This is a genomic window from Flavobacterium sp. UBA4854, from assembly GCF_002399805.1.
GTDB classification, from domain to species: domain Bacteria; phylum Bacteroidota; class Bacteroidia; order Flavobacteriales; family Flavobacteriaceae; genus Flavobacterium; species Flavobacterium ginsengisoli.
In genome coordinates this window covers 13,074-38,415 of the sequence record NZ_DHEI01000159.1, presented here as the reverse complement: position 1 = coordinate 38,415, position 25,342 = coordinate 13,074, and the positions used below count along the sequence as shown (strand labels likewise).

The following is a 25,342-nucleotide window of genomic DNA, read 5'->3' as shown; positions in this document are numbered from 1 at the left end:
CATTATTATAATTCATCTCACTTTTATATCTTAAGGGATAAGTGTTTTTTAATTGTTTGAAAATTATATTTTTCTGTCAAATGTTTTGTTTTCTTTAGGCTTGTGTTTGATTTAATAATTTAGAGTCTCGATAATTTTTTTTTATTGCGCAGAATTATTGCGCACTTGTGTAAGAACTTTGGTTTATTAAAAAATATAAAAGATTTTGTAAATTATAAAACGTAACGTTATGGGTAAATCTATTAATTATATGGAAAAGCTATCCACTGGATTTTCACTTGCTGACCTTGGATACCGGGATTACATTGCAGCACGCTTTTTGCTAAATAACCATTTTATCGTCCAAGGGCTAACACTTGCAAGTACGGCTGTTGAAAAATATCTGAAGGCTGTGATCGTATTTAACCTGCAGGAAAGAGAATGGTACAATTATCATTTTGACAGATTTGAGAAAATCAAAAGTCTGCTGGCCAAAGTTAACCATGATGTAACCGAAGAGTTTGATCCCCTTTTCTTGGCCATATTGGAGAAAGCATTTAAGATCAGATATTACGATAGACTTGAAAAGCCGATTTATATAGGGTTTTACATTAATCAATTTATAGGGGAATTGGATCATACAATCCACTATTTGGAAACGTTCATTTTTAATACTCAAAGTGGAGGACAATCAATGACCGATTACAGTAAAGCAGTAAGAAAGAAAGATTCAGGTCTTTATCATAATAATTTTGTGCTAAATAATAGAAATAAAAAAGATTTTATGGAAAAACCTGATACAGGATTTTCTATATACCTCAGTATAGGTCCAGTGATCCAAAAGGAAGAAATATCAAAAGGCGGAAGCATCAGAAACAATTATGATGGACGGATTGCAGAATTCAGAGAATTTGGCCCAGAGCTTACATTCTTAGAATAGCTGCTAGGAATTGTTAGATTTGTTTGTTAGAAATATGATTTTGACCTTTCAAGAGAGAAAATAGATCAAAGCTTTCATAACAGCAGAAAAGTAATAGGGAGAGGGAAAAAATACCAGATGGCCTAAAAAGCAGCTATGCTTTTTTTACACTTACCATTTTAACCTTTCTAGGCGGTGTATTTTTAATCCTATTGAAATTGCTGAGTAATTGAGACCGACAATCAAGAGCAGTTAATTTAAGTATGAGAGATTAGGTAATTGGATTATTTTTTTGTTTGACAATACTGCTAGCGGGAAAGAGTGAAGAGTTTACGCCTAATAGCAGATCGGAGAGGATTCTGCCATATTAAGCTGGACAAATTATTATTAAGAAAAAGTGCTATAAATGCGCAAGTATGTTTACTAATTAAATTTTATGCTATGAAATTAGAGCAATGGGTTCTATTTATTGATATGCTTGGCTATCGGGATATTAATGGAGGAATTAAAAACAGGCAGGACGCTGAAGATTTTATCGCTTTTATGAAGTCCAATGTCGAAATTTTTAAAATGCAGGACCGACCGGAGGTTGTGGAAGGCTATAAGAAGGGAATTTATGATCTGTATGCCTTTTATGAAATACAAGTGGTATTTATTTCGGATTCCCTTATCATTAATTATCTGCCTAGAGAAATTGAAGAAATTCCGGAGCATAACAGATTAACGCATTCAGCGAATACTCTTTTTATAATAATTAAAAGACTCCAGACTTTTCTATTTAATTGCATGAAGGAGAAAGGCATCATAGTGCGTGGCGGAATTTCAAGCAAATTCTGTCTTGTGGATGGTAACTTCGCTGTAGGTGAGGGACTTATCGAAGCCTACATAGTGGAATCTACAGTGGCTAATTATCCAAGGATATGTCTAAGTAAAGAAATTGCGGCAAATAAAGAGCTGCTTGAACGTTTTGATAAAATCTGTTCTCTGATTTACAAGGAAGATACATTTCTGGGAAATGACAACGGGGTGCTTTATCTTGACTATCTTAAACACAATCTAAAGGAGCCGGATGAAACTGAGCTCCAGAGGAGGGTAAAAGATTCCTTTTTCAAACTCCACAGGGAAACTATTAAAGCTAAGCTGTCGGATATAGATGCTAGGATTAATGTTGCCGATGATTCTGACGCACCTGCACTGAAAAAGGTCAAGGAGAAGATTATGTGGTTAAAGAATTACCATAACAGTGCTCTTGCACAGTTTCATGAGTATGTAATATAAAGTATAAGGTAAAAGAAAAACCGCCCTTATTAGTTAGGGCGGTTGGTTTTGTCCGTTTCTTATTTAATTTCTTCTATTAATGGAGCACACTCCAAATGGAAGCGAGCTCCAAAAATTAATTATCAGACACACGACAGTATTTTAGAGTTAATCGATCAGATTGTCAATTTTCAAAAACTATTCAAAACTTGCAGCTATTGCTTTCTAACTTATGAAGTAATGGCTAAATATACTTTTGCCACTCCCTCAATATAATTTTCTTTTAGTCCTGCTGCTAGTTGTGCCTGAAGTTTTTTACATTTTCTAAATGCTTTTAAATAATAGGTGGTTTTATTATATAATACCCAGTAGATATTAAAATTGTCATAATTGTAGGTTTCCATATTCATCAGCCAGTCATAGTAGTCCCTGTCTGCTGCTCTGCATGAAAGGCTGCGGATTTCCGCTGTAAATTCCAGATCGAATTTAAAGATCAGACTGATGAGTCTGTCCAAATGATAATTTCTTAATTCTTTTCTTGTTCCAAGGAAATTCCTGCTGTAGGGCTCTTGGGTATAATCTGGAGTCCTGTCAATGTATTTTTGTAATAGGGCGCCGTCAAAATCTATTATGTCATAGACCGTGTAGGAATAGTAAATGCTTGTGCTGAAATTTTTATGCAGTTTGTTTAGGATTCCCTTTTTTATCCTGTTTTGGGTGCGTCTGGTCAATTTAGGTATTATAGATACCAACGCTGAAAATTTATTGTTTTTGCAAAAATCATCCGCATTAAATTTATCTGTTGAAAAGAGGATTTTCAGCTCATTCTCCAATGTTTCGCCATTTGGAAATTTTTCGCAGTATCTGGCAACGGCTAGGCCGAAAGTATCGCTGTTATATCTTTCGTGCGTTATCATAATCTGGATTATTTTTTTTAGATTTTCAGCGCTGATCATTTGGATATTGTCCAGAAAAAAAATAAGATATTCAAGCGCGGTGAAATACCAGTGATTCAGTTTCTCGGCAAGGGTCAAATATTTATTTAAAAGTATATTTCTGGATTCTTCATCGATTTCGATCATTGAAATGATCAGCAGGTAATTCTCAACTATCCTGGCGATCTTTCTGTTATGGGAATGATTTTTTTCATCAAAGCGCTGTCGGATCAGTTCAGCTGACAGCAATAAATTGTCGATATACAGGGATAGCTGATCGCATACGGTTTCAGCTGATTCCAGTTTTACGGATTTTAAGCGATATTTCTTTATTAATCTATGGACATACTTGGGTTCTGCGTGAAAAAGCCACATATCGATTATCGTATATTCAAAATGCTCATATTTTGAAGAACTCGAGTTCTTGATTGAATACAAGGCAAATATACCTTCCATTGTTTTGTTTACCAATGTTTCAAACTCTTTATATTCATTATATATAAGCAGATTGAATTCTATAAAATTATAGGCCCGCAAAAAATCAATTACCAATATTCTGTCAAAACTGTTGCTTGAACTTCCGCCAAGCTGGTCATTGGTCCACATATTGCGGATATCGGTTAGGGTATTGTCCACCGCTAAGACACTGTTTGGAACCAGCCTATTTTCTTTAATTAAAGTAAGAACATCATGGAGATATCCAGGGATTAAAATCTCATCTAAAATAAAATTTTGGTTCTCAAGCTCTTTTAAGATTTCGGCACTATTTGGGGTATAAGTATTATTGAAATGATTTTTTAGCTGCAGCAGATTGTATTTCGCCACGATATATATGCCTGGATTGTCGGTAATCTTAATTTCTTTCAGCAGACTGCTGTATTGGCTGTAGGACTGTTCATAGTCATTCATCAGAAAGTGGGCATATGCCTTTTTCAGCCTGCTTTCAGCATTTGCATTTGGCAGTGGGGTGTTTAGCAATTTCTCCGTCTTTAGCAGGTTAAGCTTTTTGTATGTGCATCTTTCGCATTGGCAATTGCCCGATAAAAACAGATCATGCACGCAGAGGCGTCTGGCTTCTTTGTTCCCAGTGCCTCTCCATTCAATGTGCGTTATTAGGTTCAACTCAAAAAAATCAAGAATCCTATGCAGTTTTTTTTGTATGTCCTCTACATTTTTATACAGCTCACCTTTTTTCTGGAGGGAAATTTGATTTTTTTTCAGGCTAAGATTCTGAAATAAATCATATAAGCTTTCATTATTTGTTGTCAAATTTTCGCCATATAAGGATGTGCCTCTGCCAATGAATGAAAGTATTTTGTTGATGATAAAAGTAGGAAACACATTAATGCCTTGATAAGAATCCAATATTTTGTCAAAAGCGTCAATAATATTCAGTTCATTTCCAATTTTATAGATTTCATCGTAGTTTGCAGTAGTGTTTATTTTTATTTTGTTTTTATGAATCTGCGTTCTTCTGGAATTTTCCAGATCAGCAAGAAATCTCTCAAAATTCTCCAGACAAAGCGTATTTGATGCGGGAATGTAAACCTGGAGAGATTCTTTGCCTGATTTAACCTGTTCCTTGATCCTGTCTTCGAGACTGTGGTCAGTCTGAACCGGATACCAATAGACTATTTTTGTCCTGATATCGCATACGAAAAATATAAGAGGTTCAGAAAGCTCATAATAGTAATAATTGGCATGTCTGATCGACATTTGAAAAGAAAATGTATCATCGTTCTTAATAGTGACATTCCCATTGGTCCCCTTGCACTGAATTAAAAAAAGAAGCTCCCTTTTTACATCTTTATTTATAACTTCAATATAAAAATCAGTGCCCCAGTCCTGGCTTGAGTCGGTTTTATTTTCTCCTAAATCTAGGTTTTTACGAACAAACAGGTCTCTTAAAGTTCCAAGTATTGTATCATTGGCAGTTTTTTCGATGTAATTGTTGCTGAGAGCAAGCGGATAATCAATCATATGACTGGCATTATTTTAAGGTTCAGGTTCAGTATATATAGACTTCATGATTTACTGTCAAATGCAAATATCGTTTGAATTAATTTAATCTTCGGTAATTGAAAAATTATTGTTCCCTTCAGCGGCAATTTGCAATGTCGAAAATTGAGCAATTTATTAAATGGCATTTGGTTAAGAACACACTGACAGGCAGCTATTATTTTAACGGAATCATTTTCCATTTCTAAAAATTGCAATCCTTTTTTATTTTGAATTTTATTTTCGCTGGCGCTATCCGATAATCGGGTAGGCCAATATGATGAAAAATTAGTTTCAATGTACATTTACAAATCTCGAAATTAAAATTTATAGGTCTTTACGTGAAACCGTAATTTAAACAATAATAAGTTATATTTCAATTTCTCTATAAACTATTGCTTTCGTTTCATATTATCCTTTTTTTAGGCATTTTGAGAAGGGATAAAGATGGATTTTAAAGCACTGGATAGCAAAGGCAAATTGCAGCTTTCATTGATAAGAAAAACCCGTCGGATAGCATTAGCCTGAAAAATAAGGGAGTCATATAATCCAGTCCGCTCGCTCTAAAGCAGGAGGACTTTTTAGTATTATTAAGCCATAAAAGAAGCTTATAAAAATCGGCTTTGCTTTCAGTTTAATGTCTTTTCACCTGTATAATGTCTATACTGCCTTAACTTTTTGTTGCTTTTACGGGAGGTATTCCATTTAAATAGTTGCACCGATTCTGCACCCAAATTCACATAATTAATTATAATACTATATCTTTCCAAAATGTGTATTAAAGATTCGAACCTACAGCTTTGAACCCTGTAATATGAAGTCTTTTTTTAATTTGTATTTGAAATTGCCACGATTTTGCCCTGAAAATATGAGCTGTTTTGAGCACACTAAAATTAATCTTTTGATTGTGAATGTTTTAAAAAGCAGAAATATAAATTGAAACATATTGCTTGAAATTCCTGTATTTGCTGATGTTTAGCTCGTATAAGTGCTGAAATTTAGTTACTTATTTTTTTTGGATAATATTTTAAATCTGCAACAAAATCATGTCTTTTCTTACAAAGGATCGAAGGTTCGAATCCTTCTGGGATCACTTTATAGGATGATCATTTTTGATCATCCTTTTTTGTTTTGTACCTATTTTGTTTATTTTTAGTTGTTTATGGTTAAAAAATATTAATGGTATGAGAATAGCAATACTTGGAACTCATAAGGTTGGTAAAACCACATTAGCAGAAAAACTGCATGAAACTCTTCCTTATTATGAGTTTTATTCAGAACCTTATTTTGAATTGCAGGAAATGGGTTTTGATTTTTCTGAAACGCCTACTGCAGATGATTATATAATCCAGTTAGAACATTCTTTAAAGCAAATTGTAAGAAGTAACAGAAACGCTATTTTTGACCGCTGTCCAATTGATCTTTTAGCATATGCTTTAGCGGTCGATGATAAATTAAATTTTTCGTCAATATTTAATAAAATTCAAAATGCAATTAAAGAAATTGATGTTTTTGTATTTGTTCCTACTGAAAAGCCAGATCGAATTTTGTGCTCAGCCTCTGATTTGCCTGAACTGAGGTCTGAAGTAAATGATATTATCGGAGAATTAATTGATGATTTTGATTTGGAAGTAATTGAAGTAGGAGGAAGTTTATCTGAAAGATTAAATCAAATTCAAAATAAAATAGAAACATTAAAGAGATAAAATAAATAAAGACCAAACGTTCTTGAATGCTTGGTCTTTATTCGTTTGTAATATTTGTTTTTTATGCAAATTACATTTGTCAATAATTGTCAAATTCTCTTCGTTTGTAAAAAGTATCGTCATTACTTTCAGAAGCAAGGCGCGATTCTTCAGTAGGATAATAAGAATTCAATACTCTTCTTTCGTATTCCCTATCAAAATCATTTTGCCAGTTATATCTGCTTGTTTTTCTAAATGTATCATATCCAATATTGTTGGCCATGACAATTTTAGTGTCTTTATTTATACTCACAGAACCGATTGGTATAATAATGTGGCTGTCTCCATCTTTATAGATAAATTCCTTTCCATTTTCATTCGCAATTGCATCATGTACTTCATTATGACTGTCTTCTATTAATCCTTTATCAAGATTAACGTCTAGATAAACAACACGTTGCATATCTTTATTAACCCAAAGGTTATCAATTTTTCCTATTGTGCGGTTGTCTGCGTCTACAATTTTCCAACCTCTTACATCAGAATAGTTTGAAGCAACTTTATAATCAGAAAGCTCGTCTAATCTGTATAAATTTCTATCTTTATTTTCCATAGTTTCTTAATAATTTGCTGTACTATCTGCACTTGAATTGTTTTCGATTTCCATTCTGTTTTCGTTTTGCACTTGATCATCTTTCAAAAAGACATAGTATACAAGTGCTGAGATTAATAGGACTGCTACAATCCATGGCCAAATTGGCTTCTTTTTCTCAATTTTAATTTCTGCCATAACCTGTATTTTTATTATGAATATTTAATTTTATAATAAAGGTACAAATGGAGATTGCGTTTGAAAGTATTTAATTTCATATAGAAGTTATACAATTTCCAGTTAGATAGAAATTGATTTACAATGTTTTGTGAGCTTAGTTGTTTGAAATGTATTTATTGAAATTGTTTTTGTCTCTTTAGTTAAACCAATGTTTATGGGAGTTTCTTATGTTCTTAAATTGTTTTGCAGTAAATTGCTTATTCATTTTTAATTCTAATAACAAATAAAATTTTTACTACACCCCATGAATGAAGGAATAAATTTTTACCGAAATGCCAAGAAAACAAGAAGCCTACTTTTATATGCTAGTGCATTAAGTATTTTATTAGCGATTGCATTTTTATACGGAATAGGAACTTTTGATGGAATATTTAAAATAAAACTATCGGTTGCTTTAGGTGCTATTCTTTTAATAATGCTTGTTTTGATATTTAAAATGCTTACAAGTATAAAAGACAAATCTCCATTAATTCAAATAGATTCAAATGGTTTTTCTGGAAGGACAACTCCAGTAGCTAAAGCTTTCGGAAGAATAGAGTGGCAAGACGTTACCGATGTGCAGCTAAATAAAGTAGGGGGTGATACTTTGGTTGCTGTTACAATTGATAATATAGCAAAGTATGACGGCCGCGCGTCTAAGTTTCTTTGGAAAATGGCTTATGACGAGCAAAATTCGAAATTGAATATAATGTACTCCGCTTCAGAAATTGAAATTAATGCAGATGAATTGTATAAGTTATTTTTAGAATATTGGAAAAAATAAAAATAGTCTGTTATAAAATTTAAAGAGCCACTTTAATGAAGTGGCTCTTTTGTTAGTTCTAAATGCAAAATAGGATAAGGTTTTCCGCAGCCGTCTAGATCAGAAGTAGATTTTACTTCAAAACCAAAATTTTTGTAAAATGCTACGGCTGTTAAATTGTCTTTGTTTACATCTACTTTTTTGGTTTTAAGTTCTTCAATGGCATACAGGAGTAACTTTTTTCCAATACCTTTTCCAATTTGTTCTGCTCTTACAAATAGCATTTCTAAATTTTCTTCATGAGTTCCTAGAAAACCTAAAATTTCTTGTTGGTCATTTTTTATGCAAAACATTGAAACATTATCAAAAAAGTTTGGAATAAGTTCTTTGTAAAATGTAAAATCTTCAGGTTTTAAAAAATCGTGCGTTGCTTTTACTGAAGATTCCCACACTGAAATTAATTCTTGATATTCTGATTTATTGACTTTTTGAATCACAATTGATAAATGTTTGTTTTTTTGATAATCGGCAAAAATAGCAATTATGTGTAATATTGGCTTTATCTTTTTCCAGCTGCCCAGAAAATTGAGTTTCTCAATAGAGTAGTGTATGCTTCGTTTTGGAATAATTCTGGTGCGTGTCCCATAAAAATGTAAACATTTCGCGAAGCAAAGTGATCGTTTGTCCAAACCACAGGATGATCTCCCATTTTTATTTTTGAATCTGGCTGGTAAGTAGATTCATCAACAGAACCTAGAACATGAACATTTGTTCTCGGACTTTTATCGTAAATGTACCATTCTTCTTTTTTGACTAGAAAATCTATTGGAATTCCTTTTGTTACTGGATGAGATTTGTCTTCAATAGTTACTTTGCCACTTGCAAAATCTGGAATATAATTAACAAACCTGATTCCGCCCATAAAATCAGAAAACCACTTCCAAATTGGGTATCCGTCAAACTCTCCAAGCAATGTCGCGTGATGCAGTCCAACCCAGCCGCCTTTCCCACTGTTCATATATTTCTGAAATGCCTGCATTGATTCTTCGCTCCAAGTATATGGAGGATAATCCAATTGTATAAAGACTTGATATTGCTTTAAAAACGCTTCGTTAATGGTTTTTGTACTTTCTATATAATCGATTGTAAAACTGCTGTCAATGGCGAGTTTATTCAACCAAGGTTTGGCCGCTTTTGTAAAAGGAAGATGATGTCCGCCGTTTTCATACAAAACTAAAGCTTTAAAACGCGACTTCTTTTGTTTTTGAGCTAGACAGTCTTGTTGAAGGAAACAGCCTAAAATAAGTAGAACAAAAAGTGTTATATTTTTCATTGTTGTGTAAAAGTTGCAGTTAAGCTAACGGTAATAGCTTTTAGTGGCAAATTACAAAAAAATGAAAATTCTTCTAAGTTTAATATTTTACTTTAAAAACGGAAATATACAACACAAACCAAGTCTATCATTGTCTGTGTTGTAAAATTCTAAAAAAAAACGATGTGTATTTGATGTGATTTAATTCGTCATTCTTTTTACTTTTTCCATTTGTTTAAAACATTTGGAGTGAATTTCAAGTCCTTCTTTATATTGTTCAAAACTCATTCCGTATAGAAATGATTTGCTTTTTAAATCAATCTTACTTGATGCTGGGGTTTCAAATTGATTTTTAATAGAATCTGATGGAATATTTTCTTTTTTATTAGTATTCTGATTTGTCATAAAATTAAAACTTTGATAAAAGATGTTTTTCTAAATGCTTTATAAACTCAAGAGGTTAAAAGTTTTATTTTCTCAATTGCTTCTTTATTTTCATTTGCTACTTCTACTAATGCCAGTAAAATATCGTTTCTAAATATTGTTTTATTTCGAACATTTCTAACTAATGATTTGCTAGGAGCAGGTTGCCCTTTTTTGATGATACAAGCAATTGTAAGATCAACATAGGTTACAGGTAAATGCTTATCTATAAATTCATAAGCTTTTTTATTGTGAGAATTATCTTCTTTAAAATTGCTATTATTGATTAATTTTGACATATATTTGCTAAGTATTAATAACATGGTAATTGGCTTATGTAAATGTAAGAATAATATTATATTTATTATTCTTTTTAATGTTAAAAAATATATTTTAGCTATATTTTGAATGAATTTAAAAATGATGTATCACGAAAAATTAAGTAAATTCTTTAAGGACAAAGGATTGAAACAAAAGGAAGTTGGGGCGATTCTAGGATTTAGCCCTGCAATGATTGGGAGGTATTTACATGGAACGGCTAATATAGGTTCTGAATTTATTATTAGCTTAAGTAAAAATTTTCCAGATGTGGATTTGAATGATCTTTTTGCTCCCGATGAGCAAAATATGGTTAATGAAATGGGAGCAGTTTACCAAAAACAAACAATTTTGAATGACCTAGAAGAAATAGAAGGGCGTATTCATAATATTAGACTTCGTCTAGTAGATAAAAAGTTTGAGGAGTAATTGCACGTTTCCCAAGAAAATATCTAGCAAGTTTAAACTTTACAGTACTAATGAAACCACTCTATTTGGAGTGGTTTTTTGTTATAAAATACTTTATTTTTAGTTAAGTATATATCAAGTAGTTAAGTTTTTTTTTACTAAATTTGATTAACAATTTCTAGCAGTAACCAATATGGAAAAATTAAAACGACCGGTTTATGTTAAACCAGGAGCGGATGATTTTTTTAAAAAGATGCGTTTAGAAGTGAATGAAACGGTCTTAAAAAACTCGTCCTTGTATGTATTAAATGTCGTGAAGTCGTTAGGGCTTCTAGCAGTATTTTTTTTATTTTACGCCTGTATTTTAATGTTCGGGAATCAGACTCCCTTATTGTTTCTTTTTTACATTTTGTCTGGCATTACAATGATCGTTTTATTTATAAATGCTTTTCATGATGCTGCACATGGAGCTTTGTTTAAAAAGCCAAAGCATAATGAATGGTTTTTATATGTTTTAGAACTCTTCGGGAGTAATCATTGGCTTTGGATGAGACGTCATATAAGTCTGCATCATGCATACCCAAATGTACCAGATTGGGATGTTGATATTAAACAGAGCGATATTATTAGAATATTCCCAAACAGTCCGCTCTTTAATTACCATAAGTACCAACACATTTACATGTGGTTTATCTATCCTTTTTATAGCCTAAATTGGCTTTATATTAGAGATTTTAAAGACTTTTTTGGTAAAAAGGATAATTATGTAAAGAAAGTAGTAGATAAAATTCCAAGACAAGAAGTTTACAGATTGTTTGTGGCTAAAATTATTAATTTAATTTACTTGCTTTTCATTCCAATGATGCTTTTGAGCCAGCCTTGGTATACGGTTCTTTTTGCTTGGCTTTCAATGCATTTATGTGGTAGCGCAATTGGTGTTGTGGCGTTGGTTTCTACTCATGTTGACGAAGATGCTCATTTTCCTCATGCAGATGAAGACGGAAATCTTTCTGATACTTGGGTGATGCATCAAATGATTGTTACCAAAGATTTTAGTACAGAAAGTAAATTGGCTAATTTTTTATACGGCGGATTTACTCATCATGTAGCGCACCATCTTTTTCCGGCGGTTGGGCATACATACTATCCATATATTACACCAATTATAAAACGTTATGCAGCCGAATATAATCTTCCTTATACTTCATATCCGTTTCATCATGCTGTTCGTTCTCATTTTAGAATGTTGAGAGACAAAGGCGTAAAAGAGAACATTTTAATTACAGGAGAAATATAGGTTGCAAGATATTTAATAAAAAAAGCGGTTTTTTTAAAACCGCTTTTTTTTATGCATGTATTTATTTTTTAACTTCTGTATTCTCCTTTTTAATATTTAAATCTTTTAAAAAGTTGCCTGTGATCTCAATATCAAAATTATCTTCTTTAAAAATCGTCAGTTTTGACTCAGAAAATTTGTAGACGTTGATTTTATTGTTTTTAACATCAATATACAAATCATAAGAATAAGTACTGCAGTCATGCTGTTTGCAACCCCAAGCGTGCAGTACATTATCTTGTTTTTCAAAAGGAGTTTCGGTATTCCAGTTTTTTATCATTGCATCGTAGTCAGCTCCTAAAAGTTTTTTTAATCTTGGCGCTAAACTGCTTTTAGTTAAAAATTGAGTCCCAATAACACTTTTATCTACTAAAGCATATAAAGAATCATTTGGGTTTAAAACAGTGCTATCTGCCTGTAAAGCCTCAGTTTTTATAGAAGTAGAATCTGTTTTAGGAACTTCTTTAATAATTTCTTTTTTACAGGATAACAAGATTAAACTGCTTACAATGGCAGCTGAAATGTATTTGGCTCTGTAATTCATAATATAACTGATTTTAGAATTAATAATTTATTTTACAAAGTCGTAATGGTCTAATTTTCATAAAGATATTAAAAATATTGTTTCTTTTGACAGTAATTTATGACGGATTTCAGATTCAAAAAAATAAATTTTTAGCTCTAAAGAGAAATCGTAAGAATCGGTTTTTGATATTTTTTGTTTAACTTCAATTTTTTAAATTATCTGACAATGAATCATACATTAAAAATTATAGCTTTTTTTCTTTTAGGAATTAGCACTCTACAAGCGCAAAACGAGGTTTATACTTCTCCTTCAGAAGCTAAAATTTCAGATACTACTTTTGTAAATCTAAGAGATTATAGTAATGATTTTGTATACGATATGAAATATGCGACCGAAGATAATTTTCTGAAAACAAAGGTTTACGATTGTGCTGAATGTATGCTTCGTTTAAAGACTGTAAAAGCATTAATTGCAGCCAATAAGGATTTTCAGAAGAAAGGATATAAAATTAAATTGTATGACTGCTACAGGCCTTTAGATATTCAGAAAAAAATGTGGGAGATTGTTTCGAATCCGATTTATGTTGCAGATCCAAAAAAAGGCTCCATCCATAATAGAGGAGGAGCCGTAGATATTTCTTTAGTTGATGTTACAGGAAAAGAAGTTGATATGGGAACGTCTTTTGATTTTTTCGGAATTATGGCCAGTCATAATTTTAAACAGCTTTCAAAAGATATTCTTTCAAATAGAAAGTATCTAAAAAATACAATGATTAAAAACGGCTTCAATTCTTTTGATTCTGAATGGTGGCATTATAATTTAAAAGCAGGTTTAAAAGATAAAGTGTCCAACCAGAAATGGAAATGCGATTAATTATTCAACGCATCTTATGTTTTCCAAGAAATAGGTATTTGGGTGTGTAACCTTTCCAGTCAATTCAGAGGTCAGTTCTCTTTTTACGATATAATCTTCAACATTTGTTAGATATTTAACTCGCATAATTGAGATCGGAGATTTTTTTAGTTCTTCGTAATTGTCTTTCATAAACATAAAAATACCAGTGTTTATGCGGTTGTCAAATCCTTTGTCGTCACGAACTAATGTTCCGCAATTTTCTTGATTGATATGCATCAATGTTACAATTTTTCCGTTTTCTAATTGTAAAAAGATTTTTGAATTTTTATCGAAACAGTTGGCTTTAATAAAATCTTTACTTTTCTGAATAGATTGTAAATTTAAAGTAGGCAATCCGTCTGTTTGGGCTAATGAAAAGAAGATATAATCAAAGTTTCCTCCAAAATATTTCTCACTCATTAAATACTCATTTGTTACTTTATAGCTTCCAATAGAGTCATTTACATTTACGCTGTATTCACATGGTTTTTGGGCAAATGCAGTAATGGTCAATAAAAAAAGGGTTAGTGTAATTAGGTGTTTCATTGTATTAGTTTATTTTGGTGCAAATTAAAACTATTTTGTTATCTTTTACATCAGTTGTAAAAAAACAATACAAATTACCTCCACTTTTTATTTTCCACTTTTTTCTAATGTTTTCTACTGTTTCCTGAAAATTGCGAGTTGTGACATTTGCCTGTTTATTTGCAAGTTCATTTTTCATCTCGTTTTTGTTGTATGAAATGGCTTTTTGAACTTCAAATTTTCTTCCTGGAAAATCAATTAATTCATCAGAAGTATACAAATGAGAATGTTTATGAAGTTTGTCAATTTTAAAAGCAATACTTATTTCATCAAAACCGCCAGATTTCATAATGGCAGCATTTGGTTCATAAAGATATTTCTTTGGAAAATCAAAAGAAGGGAATGAAATTTCTTCGCCTAAAACAAATTCAAAAGTTTCTGTTTTTTCTTTTAAAATATTGGCGGTTTTTAAAGTTATCCTACCAGAATAACTTTTGTGAATTTCAAAAAGCAGTTCTTTAACTTCATTTTCGAGCGCTATAATATGAATGTTCTTGACATTTTTTAATTCTGATAATCCTGCCGAAATATCTAATAATGGCGCAGTTTTAATTAAAATAGAATCTGATTTTTCAAAATAAAAATCAAGCAGTTCAGGAACATTTGGGAGACAATCTTTCAGCATAAAAACTTTGCCTTTGCTGTCGTTCCTTCTTGACGGATCAATATAAATCCAGTCAAATTTTTGATTCGTTTCTTCTAATAAATGAATAGAATCTCCAGCATGAAAAGTGCAATTTTCAACTTGCAATTTTTTGAAATTTTGCGAAACAATAGCAGATAATTCTTCATTGATTTCGCAATGTGTTATCGATTTAAATTTCTTCGAAAAATAATAATCATCGACACCAAAGCCTCCAGTTAAATCAATTAAAGATTCGCCAGAAATTAAAGAAGCTTTGTAAGCAGCTGTTTTTTCTGAAGAGGTCTGTTCTACAGATATTTTACTTGGATAAATTATATTTTCAGCAGCAAACCAAGACGGAAGTTTTTCTTTAGCTTTAGTTCGGGCTTCAATTTGGTTTAAAATTAAAATCCAATCCACTTCTGGAAATGGATTTTTCTGCAGTGCCAATTTTGTTATATCTGCACCAGTATTTTGGGTTATAAATTCCTGTATATCTTGATGCAAAATAGAAATGTTCAAAACTATATTCTTTCGGTTAATGTGGAGACAATTTTGTTTTCAGGAAAAAATTCTTTTAAAATTACTTTTATCATAGTAAACAAAGGAACGGCAATGATCATTCCGACGATTCCAAATGTAATTCCGCTGATTAAAGTAATTAGGAATATTTCCAGAGGATGCGAATTTACGCTTTTTGAAGAAATTATCGGTTGACTGATATTATTATCAATTGCCTGAACCAATAAAAAGCCAATTACGACATAAATTGTTGTTGGAAGAATTTGCGATTGAAAATCTTGACCGATTAAGCTAATCATGGTTAAAAGTGCTGCTAAAATAGTTCCAATAATTGGCCCTATGTATGGTATAACATTTAGAATAGCACATAAAAAGGCAATTACAAAAGCGTTTTTATTTCCAAAAATCATTAAAACAATTAGATACAAAATAAAAACAACAGTAAGCTGCAGCAAAAGTCCAATAAAATATCGTGTTAGTAAATGATTTATTTTAGTGATAGAATTTAAGATTTTGTCTTCGTTTGTGTCAGGAAGTATTCTGCGGGCTTGAGCTTTAAAAATTTCCTGATCTTTTATAAAGAAAAAGGTGATGAAGAAAACAGAAACCAATCCCATTCCCATATCGGCCATAAAACTTATTATTGAATTGATAAATCCAGTAAAATAACTAAAATCTAACATAGAGGTTAGTTTAGAATCTTTTATGACTTTATTTAAGTCAACATGCTGAATATTAAAATATTGTTCAATGCTTTGTTCTGTTTGTATAAATTGTGACTGAAGATGTGCTGTGTCTAAAAGAGATAAATTGTTGGCTTGAGAAATAATTAACGGAACAAATAATAATATAAAGCCTACGATCAAGAAAATGAACAAGATAATAGTTGTTGTTGCGGCCAATGAATTGCCAAACTTTAGCTTGTTTTTTAAAAATAAAACTAATGGGTTGGCAATTAAACATAAAATTAATGAGATGCATAAATAGACAATTACCGTCTGAATTTCATATAAAAAATAAAGCACAACTGCTATAATTAAGATTACAGCGAGCGCTCGTAAAATTCCATTTGCAATAATTTTTGATGTTATCATTAATTCAAGTTTTAGAGCATAAATATAGGAAAAAGCATTCTAAAATTTAACATCAAACAAAAAAAGCGAGATGAAAACATCTCGCTTTGATTGACTTTTTAATTCTGCTATTGTGCAAATGCTGCTCTAGCACCTCCAGTTGTAAAAATAGCCGATATTCTGCTTTTTTGCCCTGCCGAAAACATATACATTGCAGCATCGTCAACATAGTCCATGTAGTTCATTGTCATTTCTACTGGCGTTCCAGAACAAGTGCTGTAATGTGGATAAGCAGGAACTCCGTAGTTTGCATCATTATGAGTAGGAGTATCTGCAACAAGATCGCTTCCGCAAGTTGCGTCTCCCCAAATGTGACGTAAATTCATCCAGTGGCCAACTTCATGCGTAGCCGTTCTTCCTAAGTTAAATGGAGCGTTTGCAGCACCAGATAATCCGAAATAACGAGAATCAATTACCACACCATCAGTAGATGAAGCACCGCCAGGAAATTGTGCATAACCTAAAATTCCACCGCCAATGTTGCAAGACCACATGTTTAATTTTGTAGTTGGAGAAGTAGGAGCAATTCCGCCTTGAGCAGTTTTTTTCATTGCATCATTTGTTCCCCAAGAAGTCTTAGTTGTAGATTTTCTAATAACTTGGTCCAAAACAAATGTAATTCCGATGTTTGCTTTAACTCCAGCGAATAATGCTGGCACATTATTATAATCTGAGTTTAAAGCATTAAAATCTTTGTTTAAAACATCGATTTGTGATTGAATTTGTGCATCCGAAATGTTTTGTGCAGCAGTTCTATAAAGAACATTAACCACAACTGGAATTTCGATTTTTCCATTTACCAAACGGCCTGTAAAATTTGAACCTGCATGTTGTGTAGTAAAAGTTTCGATTTCGTTCATTCTAATAGCTAACGAAGGATCAGCTTTCAATTGTGCTTCTAAAACTTCTTGTGTTGCGCATCCTCTTCTAGAAGCAACAGTTGCATCTGCATTGGCAGAATCAGATTGTTCATTTTGACAAGCAAACAGCATTAATGCTGCAAATGTGGTAATAATAACTTTTTTCATAATAATTTGGGTTTTTGTTATAAAAATGTTGATTAATTGAATAATGCAGCAATTTTATAACAAAAAAATATTGTAGAAAAATATTACAAAGATTATTTTGTGAGAAATTTTACAAACCCTTACAAATACTGATTCCTACAAAAATTAGATATAAAATATTAATAAGTTATTTCTTTCTTTTTTATTTTTTTAATGCATTACGTCTTGATTATTTGCAGTTTAACGATTTTTTGTATTTGCAGAATCAGTAAATTTTTGACTTGAGGGAAGAAAAAAACGGTTTTTTAAAGTATGTCTTACAAAGAAGTTATTTCATAAAGTGCAATACTTGCAGCCTGAACCACATTCATACTGCTGTTTTTGCCAAACATATTGATATGCACAATTTGATGAGAAAGTTTTAGGAGTTCCTCAGAAATTCCGTTAATTTCACTTCCAATCAAAAGAGCGATTTTTTTGTCGAAAGGAATCATAACTTCTTTTAAGGGTTTACTATTCGAAGTGATTTCTAAGGCAATAATTTCAAAATTATTATCAAGTAAATAGGATTGAAGTTCGCCAAAATCTTCAATAACAGAATGAGCCACATGAAGATGCGTACTGCGTGAAGTTTTATTGATTTTACGTGGTGTCAGCGGAATATCTTTTCCGAAAAATATAATATTTTCAACTCCAAAAGCTTCAGATATTCTGAATAAAGAACCAATATTCTGCTGAAAGTAAATATGATCGCATATTAAAGTAATAGGAAATGTTTTTCTTTCAAATTGATTTTCTTCGTGAGTTAGCTGCACTTTCTAAAATTTAATTGGTAAAAATATAATTGATAATGTTGGCGCCCATTTTTAGCGCTTTGTCTCTTATGTTTGCAGGATCGTTATGAACTTCAGGGTCTTCCCAACCATCACCCAAATCGCATTCGTAAGTATAAAGTAAAACAAGTTTGTTATCAATAAAAATTCCGAATGCCTGCGGACGAGTTCCGTCATGTTCGTGAATTTTTGGTAATCCGTTTGGAAAAGGAAATGGTTTCTGAAAAATTGGATGATTTGCTGGAAGTTCAACTAAATTATTATTCGGAAATATTTTTTTGATTTCTTTTCTAATAAATTGATCCATTCCGTAATTGTCATCGATATGCAGAAAACCTCCAGCCGTTAGATAATTTCTTAAATTGGCTACGTCAGCATCGCTAAAAACGACATTTCCGTGACCAGTCATATGCACAAATGGATACGAAAGTAAATCTGGATTGCTTGGTTCTATAGTAGAAGGCTTGCTTTTAATACGGGTATTAATATTAGCATTGCAAAAACTAATCAAATTAGGCAAAGAAGTCGGGTTTGCATACCAATCACCGCCACCGCTATATTTAAGCAAAGCAATTTCTTGCGAAAAAGAAGAGATTGAAAAAAGTAATAATAAGTAAAATATTTTTTTCATTTGATTTTTTAATTATAGGGCTTTACCGCACTATTTCTCTTTCGTCGAAATGACAAAATTGTGTTTAATTAGGAACTTCATTAAAGAAAACAACACTATGACAAGCCACAACCGCCGCTGTTTCTGTTCTTAAACGCGTATTTCCTAAAGTTACAGGTTTATAATTGTTTTCTATTGCCAATGCAATTTCTTTTTCAGAAAAATCGCCTTCTGGGCCAATTAAAATCGTAACATCTTCATTTGGTTTTAAAACCTCTTTTAGTGACTTTTTATCCGTTTCTTCGCAATGCGCAATTAATTGTAAGCCATTTTGTTTTTGTTTAATGAACTCTTTATAAGAAACAGCTTCATTTAATTTTGGAAGAAATGTTTCGTTACATTGTTTCATTGCTGATAAAATGATTTTTTCGAAACGATCACGATTAATTACTTTTCGTTCAGAACGATCACAGAAAATAGGTGTAATTTCTTGAATGCCAATTTCTGTTGCTTTTTCTAAAAACCATTCAAAACGATCATTCATTTTAGTTGGCGCAACAGCCAGATGCAAATGGAATTTTGGCTTTTCGGCATTTTTTATAGAAAGTACTTCAACGGTACATTTATTATCTGAAGCTAGAGTAATCTGAGTTTCAAATAATAATCCAAAACCATTGGTAACATGCAGAATATCTGAATCTTTTTTTCGAAGAACTTTTATAATATGACGGCTTTCTTCTTTATCAAAAGAAAAGCTTTCAGTTGTTTCGTCTATATTCGGATTAAAAAATAACTGCATGATTAAAATTCGATTCTTGCTTTAGAAACTACAGCAGAAGTTTCAAAACGATTAGATAAGTATTTTTGGTATCCTACAATTCCAATCATTGCAGCATTATCTGTTGTATATTCAAATTTTGGAATAAAAGTTTTCCAACCGTATTTGCTTTCAGTTTCTTTTAAAGTTGCTCTGATTCCAGAATTTGCAGAAACTCCTCCGCCAATAGCAATTTGAGTAATTCCAGTTTCTTTTACAGCCAATTTTATTTTATCCATCAAAATTTCGATAATGGTGTGCTGAATAGAAGCGCAAATATCATTTAGATTTTCTTCGATAAAATTTGGATTCTGCTGTTTATTTTTTTGAATGAAATACAAAATAGCTGTTTTCAACCCTGAGAAACTAAAATCTAATCCCGGAACTTTAGGTTTTGTGAAAGGAAAGGCTTTCGGATTTCCTTCTTTCGCATATTTATCAATCAAAGGTCCACCAGGATAAGGAAGTCCAAGAATTTTGGCGCTTTTATCGAATGCTTCACCAACAGCGTCATCTGTAGTTTCTCCAATGATTTCCATATCAAAAAAACTATTCACTTTTACAATTTGAGTATGTCCGCCACTGATTGTTAAGGCTAAAAATGGAAATTCTGGTTTGTCATAGCCTTCTTCATCAATAAAATGAGCTAGAATATGAGCATGCATGTGATTTACAGCAATTAGAGGCACGTTTAAGGCTAACGATAATGATTTACTGAAAGAAGTTCCCACTAATAGAGACCCCATCAATCCTGGCCCTTGCGTAAATGCGATTGCGCTTAGCTGTTCTTTTTGTACATTTGCTTTACGAAGTGCGGCATCTATCACTGGAACAATATTCTGCTGATGCGCGCGTGAGGCCAATTCTGGAACTACGCCTCCATATTGGTTGTGAATTAATTGATTGGCTACAACATTTGACAATACTTTGTCGTTATGTAAAACCGCGGCAGCAGTATCATCGCATGAACTTTCGATGGCTAGAATAAAAACCTCTGGATTTTGCATATAAAGGCACAAATTTTGAATTATATTTGACAAATCAAATTATTAAATTTCTTTGATTTAAGCAGTGCCCCAAAATTAAAGAATTTTTATCAAAAACAGCCGTTCTTTGTCTGTTCAAAATAAATTTAAAAGAAACTAAAATTAAAGAAGCTATCAAAAAAGTAAAGAAAATAATATCACGAACCCTAATTGGGTTGATTTTACTTTTGTTAGCGCTTGCTATCATACTATCTCTTCCTGTCGTTCAGACACAGATTGCTAATTACGTTACCAACCGATTAAACGAAGATTACAAGGTTAATATTAATGTCGAAAAAACGGCAATCAATATTTTTGGCGGAGTAAAATTGAAGAAAGTAACAATTTTAGATCATCATAAAAAAACGATGATTTATTCGGATATTATTACTACCGATATTGCCAGTTTCAGCAGACTGTTAGATGGAGATTTGATTTTTGGAGATTTGCGTTTAACTGGTTTGATTTTTAATCTGAAAACTTATAAAGGCGAAGACGAGAACAATATCAATAAGTTTATACAAGCTTTTGAAGTTGAAGATACGCCTAAGAAAAAATCAACAAAGCATTTTTTGCTGACGGCTAAAAATGGTTATATAGAAAAAGGAAGATTTTCTGTTATTGATGAAAATAAAACGACTCCAAAGTTTCTAGATTTTACAAAATTAAACGCTTATATCAGCGAGTTTAAATTGTATGGGCCAGATGTAAATACAAACATTCACCGATTTTCGTTTATGGATCACCGTGGTTTGTATGTTTCTAATTTTGCAGGGAAATTTAGTTATACCAAAAAACAAATTATAGTCGAAAATTTGGCTATTAAAACCAAAAGATCTTCAATTTACGGTGTGGCAATTCTAAATTACAAGCCTTCAGATTTTCTGGATTTTACAGATAAAGTCCGATTTGATGTGATGATAGATTCTTCTTCTATTGCAACAAACGATATTCGTCATTTTTACGATGGTTTAGGCAAAAACCAGCATTTTAAGCTAAAAACAAAACTAGATGGTCCGCTTAATAACATGCTGCTAACAAGGCTAAGATTAAGTGATACAAATGGATCAAAAATTAACGGAACAATTAATTTTAGAAATCTTTTAGGCAGTAAAGACCAGAAGTTTTCTATGGATGGAAAATTTGACAAGTTGCTTTCTAGCTATGATGATCTGGTAGTGCTGCTTCCTGAGGTTTTAGGAAAAAGGCTTCCGAAAGAAATGAAAAAAATCGGTAAGTTTAATATTGTTGGAAAAGCAAAAGTTTCGACTACAGCCTTAGAAACAGATTTTAAAATGGCAACCGATCTTGGAAATGGACAAGTCGATCTTCATATGAATAATATGGATTTTATTGATAAAGCTTCCTATTCTGGAAATATCATTTTGACAAACTTTGATGTTGGTGCGGTTTTAAGCCGAAAAGATATTGGCAGAACTACTTTGAATCTAGATGTGGATGGGGTTGGTTTTACTGAAAAATATTTGAATACTGTTATAAAAGGAGACATTTCGAAATTAGATTACAATAAATACACCTATAATAATATAGTAGTAAACGGAAATTTTAAGCTTCCTTATTATAAAGGGCAAATTGCTATTAATGATCCTAACTTGAATTTAAGTTTTGATGGTTTGCTGGATTTGAGCAAAAAAGAAAATCGTTATGATTTTCACATCAATGTCGAAAATTCGGATTTGCGAAAACTTAAATTTGTTGGCGATTCGATTTCTCATTTTAAAGGCGATGTTGTCGTTCAACTATCTGGAAATTCTATTGAAAATCTACAGGGAGATATTTTTATTAATGATGCAGAATATCAAAATCCAAAATCGACTTATGTTTTTGATCAAGTAAATCTGAATTCAAGTTTTGATGCTGATCGTTTGAGAACGATTACAATCAGTTCAAATGATGTTGTTGACGGAAAAATTGTGGGTAAATTTAGATTTGATCAATTGAATAAATTGGTCATGAATTCAGTTGGTAGTTTGTATACCAATTATAAACCTTACAAAGTTAAAAAAGGACAGTTTTTAAATTTCAATTTCCGTGTTTACGATAAAGTGGTCGAAATGCTTTATCCAGAAATTAATATTGATTCGTCTACAGTTGTTAGAGGGAAAATAGATTCTGATTTACAAGAGTTTAAATTCCGTTTCAGATCTAAAAAAATCACGGCCGATAAAAATACATTTGATAACATCCGTATTAATATTGACAATAAGAATCCGCTTTATAATGCCTATGTTGAGTTAGACAGTATAAAAACACCTTATTATAAAATACGAGATTTTAATTTGATTAATGTTACCGCAAATGATACTCTTTATGTGCGTTCGGAGTTTAAAGGAGGAAATGAAGGTGAAGATTACTTTAATCTAGATTTGTATCATACCATTGATAAGAATAAAAACAATATTATCGGAATCAAGAAATCTGAAATGAAGTTTAAGGACTATCTGTGGTACTTAAACGAAAATGCTGAAAAAGATAATCAGATTATAGTTGATCAGTACTTTAAAAATTTCTCATTTGATAATATTGTTTTATCTCACGAAAACCAAAAAATTGATTTAAACGGAGTTATAAAAGGCACCGATTATAAAGACCTCGTCCTCACTTTTGAAGATGTTGATATTAATAAAATTACGCCAGTAAATTCCAAATTTGTATTTGATGGTAACTTGAATGGAAATGTGAACTATAAGCAGAATAAAAATGTTTATCAGCCCACGGCATCCATAAAAATAGACCATCTTGTGATGAATAAGACGGAATTGGGTACGCTTAATTTTGATATTTCGGGAGACGAAAATTTTAAGAAATTTACAGTTAATTCATCGATTCAAAATGGCTTTACCGAATCGTTTCGAGCCAATGGAACTTTTGCTATAGAGAATAAAGAAACAATCATGGATATGAGCTTGAAGCTGGAAGGCTTCAATTTGGCTACATTAGGAACTATTGGTGGTGATGTTATCTCTAATGTTAGAGGTTCTGTTTCTGGAAACGCGGCTGTTATTGGGAATTTGAAAAAACCAGAAATCAATGGCCGTTTATATGTTGAAAAAGCTGGAATGACAATTCCGTATCTAAATACTGATTATGAACTGAGTGATCGAACTGTAATTGATTTAACTAACGAAAAATTCTTATTTAGAAATAATCAGTTGACTGATACTAAATATGGAACAAAAGGTTTATTGAATGGAAGTATCGAGCATAATAATTTTGGTGATTGGAAATTAGATTTAAATGTTACTTCTAAACGATTAGTTGCATTGGACACAAAGGACAGTGAAGATGCTGCATATTTTGGAACAGCCTTTATAAATGGATCTGCTAGTATAAAAGGACCTGTTGAAGCTCTTTTTATTAAAGTAGATGCAAAATCTGAAAAAGGTACCGAGGTTAAGATTCCAATCAATAACACGCAAAGTGTTGGAGAAAGTAGCTGGATTCATTTTGTAACGCCAAAAGAAAAGTATAATCTAGCCAATGGAATTGTTGAGAAAACAAGAGATTATAACGGGCTTGAACTGGAATTTGATTTTGATATTACACCAGATGCAGAAGTAGAAGTTATTCTAGATCGAAATTCTGGTCATGGTATGAAAGGAAAAGGATACGGATCGCTTTTGTTTAAAATTAATACATTGGGTAAATTCAATATGTGGGGAGATTTCCAGGCATATGAAGGAACTTATAACTTTAAATATGGCGGACTTATCGATAAGAAGTTTACGGTTAAAAAAGGTGGTTCGATTATTTGGGAAGGAAACCCGATGCGTGCTCAGTTAAATTTGGAAGCAGTTTACAAAACCCAAGCCAATCCGGCAGTACTTTTAGATAATACTTCCTCATTTAATAAAAAAGTTCCTGTAGAGGTTGTTATCGGATTGAGAGGAGATTTGGCAAGTCCGGAGCCAAATTTTGATATTCAATTCCCTTCTGTGAGTAACGTTTTAAAATCGGAAATACAATATAAGCTTGATGACAAAGATATTCGCCAGACGCAGGCACTCTATCTGCTGTCGACAGGTTCGTTTATGAGTACTGACGGATTTAGTCAGGGAGATTTCTCAGGAACATTAACAGAAACGGCTTCAAGTTTATTAGGAGGCATTATCAAATCAGATAATGATAAAGTAAATATTGACTTAAATTATATTGCCGCAGATAGAAGGACAGGACAGGAGGTTGATGGTCAGTTTGTGGCCAATATATCGTCTCAGGTAAATGAACGAATTACGATTAATGGTAAATTGGGAGTTCCTGTTGGTGGTGTAAACGAATCTGCAATTGTTGGAGATATTGAGATTTTATATCGTGTAAATGAAGATGGTACGATGAATCTCCGTTTATTCAATAAAGAAAATGATATTAATTATATAGGACAAGGAATTGGTTATACACAAGGAGTCGGTATTTCTTATGAAGTAGATTTTGATACCTTTAGCGAGCTTGTGAATAAGTTATTTAAAAGCCATAAAATAGAAAAAGCGGTAAAAGGTTCTTCTGCCGATCAAATGCAGGATTCTTATCTAAATCCGGATTACATGAATTTTACAAGTAAAAAAGATTCGGAAAAGAATAAGAAGAAAGCAAAAGAAGATGA

At 31.9% G+C, this 25,342-nt stretch carries 24 protein-coding genes; 8 read left to right on the top strand and 16 right to left on the bottom strand.

Translation table 11 applies throughout. From position 1 onward, the window contains the following. Positions 1-229 precede the first annotated feature (229 nt). Positions 230-919: a hypothetical protein gene (locus tag B3J44_RS22800; protein WP_286971637.1), complete on the top strand. Its 690-nt coding sequence runs from the start codon at positions 230-232 to the stop codon at positions 917-919. 420 nt (positions 920-1,339) lie between these two features. After that, positions 1,340-2,176, top strand: coding sequence for a hypothetical protein (locus tag B3J44_RS22795; protein WP_286971635.1), 837 nt, complete (start codon positions 1,340-1,342; stop codon positions 2,174-2,176). Between the two features lie 209 nt (positions 2,177-2,385). Here B3J44_RS22795 and B3J44_RS22790 read toward each other — a convergent pair whose 3' ends face one another. Next, positions 2,386-5,070: a DUF4365 domain-containing protein gene (locus B3J44_RS22790; protein WP_286971633.1), complete on the bottom strand. Its 2,685-nt coding sequence runs from the start codon at positions 5,068-5,070 to the stop codon at positions 2,386-2,388. Between the two features lie 1,202 nt (positions 5,071-6,272). Between B3J44_RS22790 and B3J44_RS22785 the strand changes: the two genes are divergently transcribed. After that, a complete protein-coding gene (locus B3J44_RS22785) occupies positions 6,273-6,794 on the top strand; it encodes an AAA family ATPase (RefSeq protein ID WP_286971631.1) in 522 nt (173 codons plus the stop codon). Positions 6,795-6,873: 79 nt separating this feature from the next. Here B3J44_RS22785 and B3J44_RS22780 read toward each other — a convergent pair whose 3' ends face one another. Together B3J44_RS22780 and B3J44_RS22775 are read right to left on the bottom strand one after the other, a co-directional pair. Beyond that, positions 6,874-7,386 (bottom strand): PRC-barrel domain-containing protein, encoded by a 513-nt coding sequence (locus B3J44_RS22780; RefSeq protein WP_286971629.1) that lies wholly within the window; start codon positions 7,384-7,386, stop codon positions 6,874-6,876. Between the two features lie 6 nt (positions 7,387-7,392). Beyond that, a complete protein-coding gene (locus B3J44_RS22775; RefSeq protein WP_286971627.1) occupies positions 7,393-7,563 on the bottom strand; it encodes a hypothetical protein in 171 nt (56 codons plus the stop codon). A gap of 286 nt (positions 7,564-7,849) precedes the next feature. Between B3J44_RS22775 and B3J44_RS22770 the strand changes: the two genes are divergently transcribed. Beyond that, positions 7,850-8,368: an STM3941 family protein gene (locus B3J44_RS22770; protein WP_286971625.1), complete on the top strand. Its 519-nt coding sequence runs from the start codon at positions 7,850-7,852 to the stop codon at positions 8,366-8,368. A 32-nt stretch (positions 8,369-8,400) separates the two neighbouring features. Here the strand turns inward: B3J44_RS22770 and B3J44_RS22765 are convergent, their stop codons facing one another. The 4 genes from B3J44_RS22765 to B3J44_RS22750 all read right to left on the bottom strand — a co-directional run bounded on the left by B3J44_RS22765 (position 8,401) and on the right by B3J44_RS22750 (position 10,405). Beyond that, complete coding sequence (locus tag B3J44_RS22765; RefSeq protein ID WP_286971623.1) at positions 8,401-8,844, bottom strand: GNAT family N-acetyltransferase; 444 nt, start codon at positions 8,842-8,844, stop codon at positions 8,401-8,403. Positions 8,845-8,906: 62 nt separating this feature from the next. Then, positions 8,907-9,680 (bottom strand): ThuA domain-containing protein, encoded by a 774-nt coding sequence (locus B3J44_RS22760; RefSeq protein WP_286971621.1) that lies wholly within the window; start codon positions 9,678-9,680, stop codon positions 8,907-8,909. Positions 9,681-9,860: 180 nt separating this feature from the next. Continuing rightward, positions 9,861-10,064, bottom strand: a complete 204-nt coding sequence (locus B3J44_RS22755) for a hypothetical protein (protein ID WP_286971618.1) — start codon at positions 10,062-10,064, stop codon at positions 9,861-9,863. Between the two features lie 47 nt (positions 10,065-10,111). Continuing rightward, a complete protein-coding gene (locus tag B3J44_RS22750; protein ID WP_286971616.1) occupies positions 10,112-10,405 on the bottom strand; it encodes a hypothetical protein in 294 nt (97 codons plus the stop codon). A gap of 97 nt (positions 10,406-10,502) precedes the next feature. Here B3J44_RS22750 and B3J44_RS22745 point away from each other — a divergent pair, with 97 nt between their 5' ends. Together B3J44_RS22745 and B3J44_RS22740 are read left to right on the top strand one after the other, a co-directional pair. After that, on the top strand, positions 10,503-10,829 hold the full coding sequence (locus B3J44_RS22745; RefSeq protein ID WP_198856332.1) for a helix-turn-helix domain-containing protein: 327 nt from the start codon (positions 10,503-10,505) through the stop codon (positions 10,827-10,829). A gap of 172 nt (positions 10,830-11,001) precedes the next feature. Continuing rightward, complete coding sequence (locus B3J44_RS22740) at positions 11,002-12,105, top strand: fatty acid desaturase family protein (RefSeq protein ID WP_286971614.1); 1,104 nt, start codon at positions 11,002-11,004, stop codon at positions 12,103-12,105. Positions 12,106-12,166: 61 nt separating this feature from the next. Here the strand turns inward: B3J44_RS22740 and B3J44_RS22735 are convergent, their stop codons facing one another. Further along, positions 12,167-12,688 carry a hypothetical protein gene (locus B3J44_RS22735; RefSeq protein WP_286971611.1) on the bottom strand — a complete coding sequence of 174 codons (522 nt, stop codon included), beginning with the start codon at positions 12,686-12,688 and terminating at the stop codon, positions 12,167-12,169. Between the two features lie 207 nt (positions 12,689-12,895). Between B3J44_RS22735 and B3J44_RS22730 the strand changes: the two genes are divergently transcribed. Next, the gene (locus tag B3J44_RS22730) at positions 12,896-13,543 is read left to right on the top strand and encodes a M15 family metallopeptidase (RefSeq protein WP_286971609.1); all 648 of its coding nucleotides are present in this window, start codon (positions 12,896-12,898) and stop codon (positions 13,541-13,543) included. Here B3J44_RS22730 and B3J44_RS22725 read toward each other — a convergent pair whose 3' ends face one another. From B3J44_RS22725 to tsaD, 8 genes are all read right to left on the bottom strand, one after another. Further along, entirely contained in the window at positions 13,544-14,110 is a 567-nt protein-coding gene (locus tag B3J44_RS22725) for a hypothetical protein (protein WP_286971607.1), read from the bottom strand. A gap of 4 nt (positions 14,111-14,114) precedes the next feature. Further along, on the bottom strand, positions 14,115-15,296 hold the full coding sequence (locus B3J44_RS22720) for a THUMP-like domain-containing protein (RefSeq protein ID WP_286971605.1): 1,182 nt from the start codon (positions 15,294-15,296) through the stop codon (positions 14,115-14,117). Between the two features lie 2 nt (positions 15,297-15,298). Then, a complete protein-coding gene (locus B3J44_RS22715; RefSeq protein WP_286971603.1) occupies positions 15,299-16,390 on the bottom strand; it encodes an AI-2E family transporter in 1,092 nt (363 codons plus the stop codon). 107 nt (positions 16,391-16,497) lie between these two features. After that, a complete protein-coding gene (locus tag B3J44_RS22710; RefSeq protein ID WP_198856325.1) occupies positions 16,498-17,457 on the bottom strand; it encodes a zinc metalloprotease in 960 nt (319 codons plus the stop codon). A 296-nt stretch (positions 17,458-17,753) separates the two neighbouring features. Continuing rightward, complete coding sequence (locus tag B3J44_RS22705) at positions 17,754-18,251, bottom strand: TrmH family RNA methyltransferase (protein WP_198856324.1); 498 nt, start codon at positions 18,249-18,251, stop codon at positions 17,754-17,756. A gap of 10 nt (positions 18,252-18,261) precedes the next feature. Continuing rightward, positions 18,262-18,900, bottom strand: coding sequence for a DUF4159 domain-containing protein (locus tag B3J44_RS22700; RefSeq protein WP_286971600.1), 639 nt, complete (start codon positions 18,898-18,900; stop codon positions 18,262-18,264). A 64-nt stretch (positions 18,901-18,964) separates the two neighbouring features. Next, positions 18,965-19,678: a 16S rRNA (uracil(1498)-N(3))-methyltransferase gene (locus B3J44_RS22695; protein ID WP_286971597.1), complete on the bottom strand. Its 714-nt coding sequence runs from the start codon at positions 19,676-19,678 to the stop codon at positions 18,965-18,967. Between the two features lie 2 nt (positions 19,679-19,680). Further along, on the bottom strand, positions 19,681-20,703 hold the full coding sequence (gene tsaD / locus B3J44_RS22690; RefSeq protein ID WP_198856321.1) for a tRNA (adenosine(37)-N6)-threonylcarbamoyltransferase complex transferase subunit TsaD: 1,023 nt from the start codon (positions 20,701-20,703) through the stop codon (positions 19,681-19,683). A gap of 194 nt (positions 20,704-20,897) precedes the next feature. On the opposite strand from tsaD, the gene B3J44_RS22685 reads away from it, so the two are divergent. Then, positions 20,898-25,342, top strand: a 4,445-nt coding sequence (locus B3J44_RS22685; RefSeq protein ID WP_286971595.1) for a translocation/assembly module TamB domain-containing protein, incomplete at its 3' end; no start/stop codon positions are given.